Origin of the sequence: Corynebacterium argentoratense (assembly GCF_021491455.1) — a bacterium.
Taxonomy (GTDB): domain Bacteria; phylum Actinomycetota; class Actinomycetes; order Mycobacteriales; family Mycobacteriaceae; genus Corynebacterium; species Corynebacterium argentoratense_A.
In genome coordinates, this window is sequence record NZ_JAKETN010000008.1 from 1 (window position 1) to 8256 (window position 8256).

General features: G+C 56.8%; 8 protein-coding genes and 1 pseudogene. 4 read left to right on the forward strand and 5 right to left on the reverse strand.

All coding sequences use genetic code 11. From position 1 onward, the window contains the following. A partial coding sequence (locus L1C91_RS09325) for a hypothetical protein (protein ID WP_234859035.1) occupies positions 1-988 on the forward strand: 988 nt, incomplete at its 5' end. Positions 989-1015: 27 nt separating this feature from the next. Beyond that, entirely contained in the window at positions 1016-1495 is a 480-nt protein-coding gene (locus tag L1C91_RS09330; protein WP_234859036.1) for a hypothetical protein, read from the forward strand. Between the two features lie 302 nt (positions 1496-1797). Here the strand turns inward: L1C91_RS09330 and L1C91_RS09335 are convergent, their stop codons facing one another. From L1C91_RS09335 to L1C91_RS09355, 5 genes and pseudogenes are all read right to left on the reverse strand, one after another. Continuing rightward, positions 1798-2352, reverse strand: coding sequence for a hypothetical protein (locus L1C91_RS09335; RefSeq protein WP_234859037.1), 555 nt, complete (start codon positions 2350-2352; stop codon positions 1798-1800). Further along, positions 2346-3329 carry a recombinase family protein gene (locus L1C91_RS09340; RefSeq protein ID WP_234859038.1) on the reverse strand — a complete coding sequence of 328 codons (984 nt, stop codon included), beginning with the start codon at positions 3327-3329 and terminating at the stop codon, positions 2346-2348. The genes L1C91_RS09335 and L1C91_RS09340 overlap by 7 nt, the downstream gene beginning before the upstream one ends. Further along, positions 3326-4520 (reverse strand): annotated as a pseudogene (locus L1C91_RS09575) (alpha-hydroxy acid oxidase). Before L1C91_RS09575 ends, L1C91_RS09340 begins: the two are co-directional and overlap by 4 nt. A 312-nt stretch (positions 4521-4832) precedes the next feature. Next, a complete protein-coding gene (locus L1C91_RS09350; RefSeq protein WP_234859039.1) occupies positions 4833-6188 on the reverse strand; it encodes a nucleobase:cation symporter-2 family protein in 1356 nt (451 codons plus the stop codon). Positions 6189-6334: 146 nt separating this feature from the next. Then, positions 6335-7288, reverse strand: a complete 954-nt coding sequence (locus L1C91_RS09355; protein ID WP_234859040.1) for a Dyp-type peroxidase — start codon at positions 7286-7288, stop codon at positions 6335-6337. 204 nt (positions 7289-7492) lie between these two features. Between L1C91_RS09355 and L1C91_RS09360 the strand changes: the two genes are divergently transcribed. Both L1C91_RS09360 and L1C91_RS09365 read left to right on the forward strand, forming a co-directional pair. Then, positions 7493-7882, forward strand: coding sequence for a TetR/AcrR family transcriptional regulator (locus tag L1C91_RS09360; RefSeq protein ID WP_234859041.1), 390 nt, complete (start codon positions 7493-7495; stop codon positions 7880-7882). Then, positions 7863-8024, forward strand: a complete 162-nt coding sequence (locus L1C91_RS09365) for a hypothetical protein (RefSeq protein WP_234859042.1) — start codon at positions 7863-7865, stop codon at positions 8022-8024. Before L1C91_RS09360 ends, L1C91_RS09365 begins: the two co-directional genes overlap by 20 nt. The last annotated feature ends 232 nt before the right edge of the window (positions 8025-8256 follow it).

Genomic DNA, 8256 nt, shown 5'->3' on the forward strand with positions numbered 1-8256 from the left:
GGAAGGCGAGCAGGAATACAAGCGGCTGAAGGACCTTTGGCAACGTACTAACGAAGAAGAGCCGGGCACCTATGTTGACGGTCGTAATGGTGAGGAAAAGACGGAAGACCAGATTAAGCACTTCATGCGCTTGGTTCGTGAGGAGAATAGGGAGCAACGTCGACAGGAGCTGTGGGAAGCAGCATCCAAAGATTTAAAGAAGGAAATCAAACGCCTAAACGATACCTCTAAGCGAGAGTATGACGACTGGGTAAAAGAAAAGCTTGAAGAAGCAGAAGAATCGATTGCCGCAGCGACAACCGACGAGGAGCGTGCGGCAGCTCGGTTTATTCCACGAGCATTTGTACCGCCGTGGGACATCGATATCCCCGAAGAGAGGCCAGCTGGTACTCAGCATTGGGGTGGTGATTACGCTATTCGCTACCGGCTCGATGTTATGCCGGCGGAGAACATCCGGTTCGAGCAGCCGACCGTCAAGCAGCTAGAGCAACTGGGCTACGTGGATGAGGTTTTGAGCGGGCTAGAGGCGTTGGATGATTATTCGCAGCGCCTTGCTGAGCGCAAGAAGGAGAAACAGATCACCAAGCAGGCCTTCGATAAATGGAAAACCTATGAGGAACCCTTGGTGGCTGAGTTGTTTCGACAAGGTACACGTGAGACCAAGGTACTGACAGAGAACAGCAACCTGTCACCAGAGCAAAAACAACGAGTGGCTAGGGAAATCGACTCTGAGGTTTCTCCGGATCTGATCGTGGATGCTGTAGTAGTCGAGCTGAAGTTCACGACCAGTGCCAGAGGGCGGAAAGTTGCTAACCTTGTGCAAGAGCTGACCCAGCAGTCAGCAGTTGGCTTTGTTTATGCGCCGAACCTGACGTCGAGTGGCTACTATGAGCTGATAAAGGAACTCCGGAACTTGTCTGGGAGAACGCCACGCAAATTGCTGCGCGCGCAAATACTGACGTCCTTCGGTATGCTGAATATCTACTGATCGAGGCACCGAAGGAAGGAGTGATGGATGACTAAAGAATCGCATTTTCGGATCGCTGCTAGGATTGAAGATCTGCCGCAGGATGCCCTTTACGACTTGTTGCTACATTGCCCTTTACTCCAGGACTTCAGACGCTATGGGACCGTTTTTCCCTTTCGAACCTACGCTTCTGTCAACGGACACACTGATGTTGAAGTTATGTGTGAGCCGTTTTGGACGGGAGACATCCAGCTAGTTTCTATCCAAGGTCGGCTTGAGCAGTTCTTCGGAGTTCCTGACGAGCAGTATGAAGGTGCGGTTGAAAGGTTCATAACCGATATGCACCAGCTGTATCAATGGCTGTGTGAAAAATCGCCGTACGCTTGGGGTCTGATGTCTTACGAGATGGACGGGATTCCTAGCCGTTTTAGGCCCTCCGTAAAATACCCGACGCCGTGGTGGGATTTCTTCTACGATGATGAGCCACTGCTGATTGACCCAAATAAGCCGAATATCGAGGCAGCCTAACGCCCACAGATAACTCCGTCCTATTAGCCCACCCGCTCACCTCGAGCCGGTGGGTTTTCTCATGCCACCACCCTGGTGGCGCCAGTGCTTCATGGTGTAACACGGCCAACACAGCACCCACCCACACCAGTCCTTGCTGCTGGCAGGCACCCCGCCTAGAACGCCCTTTCCTTTCTCCTTGGAGGCGTTCTCGATTCCCCCCTTGCGAACATTAAACGCAGTCTATTATTAAGTGTATGGTTTACCTTATTTCTACAGGTCGTGAAGACCATGTAGAGACCAATTTTCAACCGTCGGACGAATTAGACCAGTTCGTAACGTATAGGGGTTGAACCCTCAGCAGCTCCACCTGAGGGGGAAGTGTCGAACTCTCGCTTTCGAGCGTAGGTTCGCACTTCCCCCGCTCTGTGTCCGCTGGTGAGCGCTTCTTCTAGGTCCTCGAACTCGATGGGCGCTGCACTGTCATGGAAATAGGACGCAATGATGATCTGCTCGCGCCCGATGAATACCTTGTCTACGAAGTACTCGAAGAGCTGGTCGCGGGTCTCGGGTGTGTCAATGGTGGCCTCAGCGAAGCGCTTGTAGAACGCGCCGATAGAGGCTTTGTCCTCGTAGGGCGTGGCCTTCACATGCTCGGCCTGGATCGCTGCGTCAAGCTCATGTTTTTGCTCTTCCTGGGAGCGCATGGCTTCGGCGGTGGTCTCGTTGAAGATGCCTTGGGAGATAGCCTTGACGAAGTTTGCGAGCTTCTTTTCCACGTCTGCGCGCCTAGCTTCCAATGCCTTGAGGATGTCATCTCCACGCCCGTGGGTCTGCTGGTAATGATCGGCTAGATCAACAGCGAGCGAGGCTAGCATCTCAGGGTCTGCGAGGAAAGAGGCGACGATCTCCTCAATCCGTATCTCGATTTCATCCTTGCGGACGGTCTTGGCTGAGCACTTCTTTTTGCGCTGATTGAGGCAGTAGTAATACCGATATGTCTTCCGGTCTTCGAGGTGCCGCTCACGCCCTCCGTTGGCCCGCCGCAGGTGAGGCAGTACGCCCTGCCTGTGAGCCAGTAGTCGGGTGCGTTCTCGCCTTGAGCAGCGAGCTCGGCTTTAGTCTTCGCCCCACGACGCTTGTTGATCGCGAACCGGCGTTGGACTTCATTAAACGTGAGGTCATCAACGATGCGAGGCATCCCGTCCTCATGGACGTGCCCTCCATAGGCGTACTCACCAATGTAGGCGCGATTCTTGAGCATCTTGTTGAGGTTCTTCGGCGTGAACCTGTATCCGCGCGTTGTACGGATTCCCTGGGCGTTCAGCTGGTCGCAGATTTTCTGCATGGACACGCCCGAGGCGTAATCGTGGAAGATCTGCGTGACGATGGGAGCCGTCTCCGGGTCCGGGATGTAGCGCTTGTCCTGGTCCGCAGCGAAACCGAAAATCTTGTGGCCGTTGGAGAGAGCTCGCTCGACGTTGTAGCGCTGACCTCTTCGGATGGTGACGAGCATGGCGGGTTTTCGGCCGTGTTTGTCACCGAGGTGCGCGATCATGAGTCCGCCGAGTGGGCGTGCGATGAATCCGACGGCGAAGGTGGCGAAGGATGCCACGGTTTGTGCTGCGTCGAGCTCGCTGAAGAACAGTGGTCCGATCACCAGTGAGGCTGCGGCACCGTAGAGGGCGTAGTCGTACCATTCGACGAGTGTGCCGAGCATGGCTGCAAGTATGGCGCGACGTGCGCCTTGCGGGAGTTTGAAAAAGTTGGCGTGTTCGTGTGTGTGGGCGTGATCGACTGTTGACGCCGCGTCGTTTCCGGGCGCGTTAGTACTGGTGGTTGTGTGGGTGCTCATGCTTGTGTCCAATCGAGGCTGACGTGGTTGGGGGTGAGTTCGTGGATGCTGGATACGCCCATGAGTTGCAGTGTGCGGGTTGCTTCTCTGCGGATGATGGTGAGGGCTTTTTCTACTCCTTCTGCGCCTCCTGCCATGAGTGCGTAGAGGTAGGCGCGGCCGATGAGTACGCCGTCGGCGCCGAGTGCGACTGCGGCGATCATGTCTGCGCCGGACATGATTCCGGTGTCGACGAAGATGGTGGCATCTGGCCCGAGGCGTTTGCGGGCTTCAGGCAGGGTCAGTAGCGGCACAGGCGGGCTCGGTCGAGTTGGCGTCCGCCGTGGTTGGACAAAATGACGCCATCGGCTCCGTGCTGCATGCATTCCGCGGCGTCATCGGTGGTTTGGATGCCTTCGACGAGAAGGGTTCCGTCCCATTGTTCGCGTAGCCATTCGAGGTCGGCGAAGTTGAGAGTGGGATCGAACATGGTGCCGATTTCCTGGAATGATTGGCTTCCTTCTCCAAACTTGGTGACAGCGAGGGGTTCGGTGGTGAGGAAGTTGCTCCACCATTCGACTTTGTAGGAGGCGTCTGCGAAGGTTTTCCAGGTGAGTTTGGGCGGAAAGGTCATGCCGTTGCGCATGTCGCGGTGGCGTGAGCCGGCGACGGCGGTGTCGACCGTGACCATGAGGGTGTCGTAGCCACTGTTTTGTGCGCGTTTGACGAGTTCGTGTGCTTTGTCGCGGTTGTTTTTCACAGGTAGAGCTGGAACCATCGTCGGGCGTTGGGTGCGGCGTCGGCGACGTCTTCGATGGAGGTGGTGGCCATGGTTGAGAGGCTGAAGGGGATGCCTGCGCGTTGTGCTGCGATGGCGCCGGCGCATTAACCTTCGGTGTGCATCATTCGGGTGAACCCGGTGGGTGCAATGGCGAGTGGCATGGCGGATTCTGCACCGCAGAGGGTGGTGCTGCGGTTGACGTTTTCGACGTCGCGGAGGACTCCGGGTCGGAAGGCGAGGTTGTCGAATACTTCGCGGGAGCGCGCTATGGAGATTTCGCGTTCAGCGCCGCCGTCGACGTAGTCGAAGGGGCCTTTGGGGGTGCGGCGTTTGGCTATTGCGCGGAGGTCCTAGATGTCGGCTGCGTGCTCGAGTCGTCGGGTGCGCGGGTCGCCCAGGGGTAGGTCAAGCTGGAGGAAGTCTTTGAGCATCTGTGGGTCGGGCAAACTCCGCTCAGTTGGGACGAGCCGTGTGTGGCGGGTGGTTAGGTTTTTGAGTGCTTGTTCGCTGATTGCGCGGAGTTTGTTGGTGGGTTTCATGTCTCTTTTCTGGGGTAGTGGGTGTCGGTTCTTTCGTTTTTCTTTAGTTGGTTAAGCGTTACTCATGGTTCAGTGGAAAAGGGTTTAAACGATGAGATGGAAATTACATAAGCCGCACGGTGTGATACGACCGCGCGGCTTATTTGCCCTGCTCTACGACCCTTTCAGCTGTCCGGTGGGGGATCGTGCAGGGGGTAACGGTGGTTAGTGTTCTTGTGCGCTGATGGAGGTGTCGGTGCCGGTTTTGTAGATGTTGGCGTCCGTTGTGGGGGTTTCTTCGGCGGTGCCGCCGTTTTCGGGAACGCGTTTGGTTCCGAAGAACAGCAGGTTGAGGGTGATGGCGGTGAATGCTGCGGTGGTGATGCCGGAGTTAAACACGGTGCCGAACCATGTGGGGAATTGCGAGAACAAGCTGTTGTCCATGACGGGCAGCAGGCCCATGGTCAGGGAGACTGCGATGATCAGCACAGACTTTTCGTTCATGTGCACTTTGGTCAGTGTTCTGATTCCTGACGCCGCGATCATTCCGAATAGTGCGCCGGTTGCGCCGCCAAGCACGGGGGTGGGGATTGCTGCGATGATGGCGCCGAGTTTGGGGATGAGGCCGAGGATGATGAGGATGACGCCGGCTCCGGCGACGACGTAGCGTGAGCGTACGCGGCTCATCGCTAGTAGACCGATGTTCTGGGCGAACGCGGTGTAGGGGAAAGTGTTGAATACGCCGCCGAGCATGGTGGAGAGTCCGTCGGCGCGCAGGCCGTCGGCGATTTGTTGGGGGGTGGCTTTCTTACCGACGATTTCGCCGGCGGCGAGGAAGTCACCGGTGGCTTCGACGAGTGTGACCAGGCCGACGAGGACGAGTGCGATGACGGCGGAGATGGGGAATTCGGGGGTTCCGAAGTGGAAAGGGGTGGCTACGCCGATCCATCGCTCGTCGGATACTCCGGAGAGGTCGACTTTGCCGAAGAATGCTGCGGCGATGGTTCCGACTGCGAGGCCGATGAGTACGGAGGCTCGGGCGATGGCGACGGGGGCGAAGCGTTCGACGAGGAGGACGACGATGAGGGTGAAGATGCCGAGGCTAACGTTGGTGATGCTGCCGGCGTCTTCGGCGTGGCCACCGGCGATGTTGGTGGCAGCCACGGGGATGAGGGAGAGTCCGACACAGGTGATGAATGATCCTGTGACTAGTGGTGGGAACATCCATAGAATGCGGGCGAATATGGGAGCCATGAGGAACATGAATAGACCGCAGGCGAGGACGGAACCATAGATTGCTGCGGGCCCGTAGTTGGTGCCGATGATGATCATCGGGGGCACGGCGGTGAAGGTGCAGCCTTGGACGATCGGCAGGCGGGCGCCCAGTCGGAGGAAGCCGACGCATTGGAGGAAGGTTGCGATGCCTGCGACGAGGAGGTCTGCTGTAATCAAATAAGGCAGGTCAGATGGTTTCATCTGACCTGCCTGAATCATTGCGCCGCCGAGGACGAGCGGGACGGCGACTGCCCCTGCGTACATGGCGAGCACGTGTTGGAATGCTAGGGGGACAAGCCGTTTCATCGGTGGGATTTGATCGACCGGGTGGACGGCTGTGCTGCTTGTGGCCTGGGTTGTGGCCGTGTTTGGTGCGCTGGAAGAATTCACCAGGTTTTTATATCACCGCGCAACCTGATGGCCTAACTGTTCGGGGGTACCGGAGGTTTTGGCTAGTCTTCGTCCTCGTCTTCGGGGAGCATGCTGGCCAGTGCTTGGGTGGAGGGGCAGACGTACCAAGCCCCGGAGATGGCGTCGGTGAAGCGGGTGAGCATGTCGCGGGGCCCGTTGACTCCGGCCATTTGACGGAGCATTTCTTCTAGGCGCCATTGGTCGAAGCTGAATCCGACGAATGCGGTTCCGTGGCGTCGTACGTCTCCGTATGCGCAGTTGCGTCGGTAGACGTCGAGTTCTGCACCGTCGACTTCGACGACGGTGCGGGCGACGTGGGAGGAGTCCGGTTTGGTTTCGTCGTCGAGTTCTACGCTGTCGGCTTTGGTGCGGCCGATGATGTCTTCTTGTTCTTCGGTGCTGAGGTCGTACCAGTTGTTCGCGCGGTGGTTCCACAGTTGGTAGAGCAGGACGGAGGCTCCGGCGCCGGGTTGGCCGTTGGGGATTGCGACGATTCCGGGGGCTTCGAGTGCGACTGGGTTTTCGGTGCCATCTTCGAAGCCGGTGAGGTCGCGGTTGAATTCGTAGACCCAGCCGGTGGTTTCGCTGCTGAGTTTCCAGTTGGCAGCGAGTTGTTTGGTGATGTGTTGGGCGACGTTGAAGGTTTGGCTACGGGAGGCCGATGCGACCCAGATCCAGGCGTCTTTTTGGGTGGCGGGCATTTGGTAGCCGTCTTCGCCTTGGATGGGGGAGTCGAAGTCGTGTACGCCTTCGGGGACGTCGTTGGGGTTGGCGACCTGTGCCCAGAGGCTAGGGCGTACGCCGACGACGACGTTTGCGCCGACTGTGGTGGGAAGGTTGATGGCATCAGCGAGTGCTGTGACGGCTGTGCGTGCGGCTTCAGCACTGTTGTCGACCAGGTTCAGTTCGATGAAGGCATGGTCGGTGGTGCCGAGTGCTGTGATGCCGGCTTGGTGGGTGTGAACTTGGAGTGCGTTGGTGTTGTTGGTGCTCATGGTTTCCATTTCTACTGCAGTTGGTTGTGGTTTGTGCATTGGGTGTGCCTAATTTTTAGCTAATTTTTAGGGTTCTCTTGGGTGGTGGCACCCCCGGAATAGACCGAAAGCACGTGGTACTTTCCGTTTTGGCTTGTTGTGATCGTTAGCATCGGGCGCACTTTCTTAGTTTGGAAGGGCTGTTTTCTCAGGAGCTGATCAGATATGCCTGCACGTTCCGAGGGGCGTTCCTCTGTGGATTTCCGTGATGACGTCGCGTCGGCTGGGGTTTCGACGTGGGTTTCGGCTGAGCGTGATGGGTTTGAGTCTTCTTTTCCGATCAATGTTTTTACGCAGTTGAAGGGCGTTATTGCGCTCAATACTGATCCCGTGTCTTTGTCTATTTTGAATGCTGCGCGGGAGTTGGTGATTGAAAATGGGCTTGGTAAGACCCGTATGACGTCGATTGCGAAGCTGACGGGGGTTAGTAGGCCGACGTTGTATTCGCGTTATTCCAATGTGCGAGATGTGACGACGACGTTGTTGACGCATGAGGTCGTCAATGTGTTGATGTTGGTGGATAGTTTGCCGCGCAATGTTGATGAGGTCACTTGATCCTCGGGTCATCGCAACCGTGCTGATGAATATCGCTCAGTCTTTTTCTTTCTCTTATGGTGTTCTCCATGACTCGTTTGGTTCTGTGGATACCTGGCGAGAGGAACTTAACGCCTTGGTGAAGGGCTATTTGCGGGCTTAATCACCTGCATGATGGTCCGCCCCGCGTGCACGGGTCGGATAGAGGTGAAGTGAAGCTTTAATGTTGGCCCGCATGTATGTCGAAAAACATCCTTTCAACTGCTGATTTGTGTGTTTGGTGTGGGGTGTGTAAATTAATCGGGGTCGCTACGGCAGCTGGTTGCACAGGTTGTGTGCGGTCTGGTGGTTGTGGTGGTGTTGTTTGAGAACTCAATAGTGTGCCAATGTACTTT

What these genes read in the sequence shown, in the direction of transcription:
- L1C91_RS09330 (WP_234859036.1), top strand. Translation starts at nt 1,016, where the DNA reads ATGACTAAAGAATCGCATTTTCGGATCGCTGCTAGGATTGAAGATCTG.
- L1C91_RS09335 (WP_234859037.1), bottom strand. Translation starts at nt 2,352, where the DNA reads ATGCTAGCCTCGCTCGCTGTTGATCTAGCCGATCATTACCAGCAGACC.
- L1C91_RS09340 (WP_234859038.1), bottom strand. Translation starts at nt 3,329, where the DNA reads ATGAGCACCCACACAACCACCAGTACTAACGCGCCCGGAAACGACGCG.
- L1C91_RS09350 (WP_234859039.1), bottom strand. Translation starts at nt 6,188, where the DNA reads ATGAAACGGCTTGTCCCCCTAGCATTCCAACACGTGCTCGCCATGTAC.
- L1C91_RS09355 (WP_234859040.1), bottom strand. Translation starts at nt 7,288, where the DNA reads ATGAGCACCAACAACACCAACGCACTCCAAGTTCACACCCACCAAGCC.
- L1C91_RS09360 (WP_234859041.1), top strand. Translation starts at nt 7,493, where the DNA reads ATGCCTGCACGTTCCGAGGGGCGTTCCTCTGTGGATTTCCGTGATGAC.
- L1C91_RS09365 (WP_234859042.1), top strand. Translation starts at nt 7,863, where the DNA reads ATGTTGATGAGGTCACTTGATCCTCGGGTCATCGCAACCGTGCTGATG.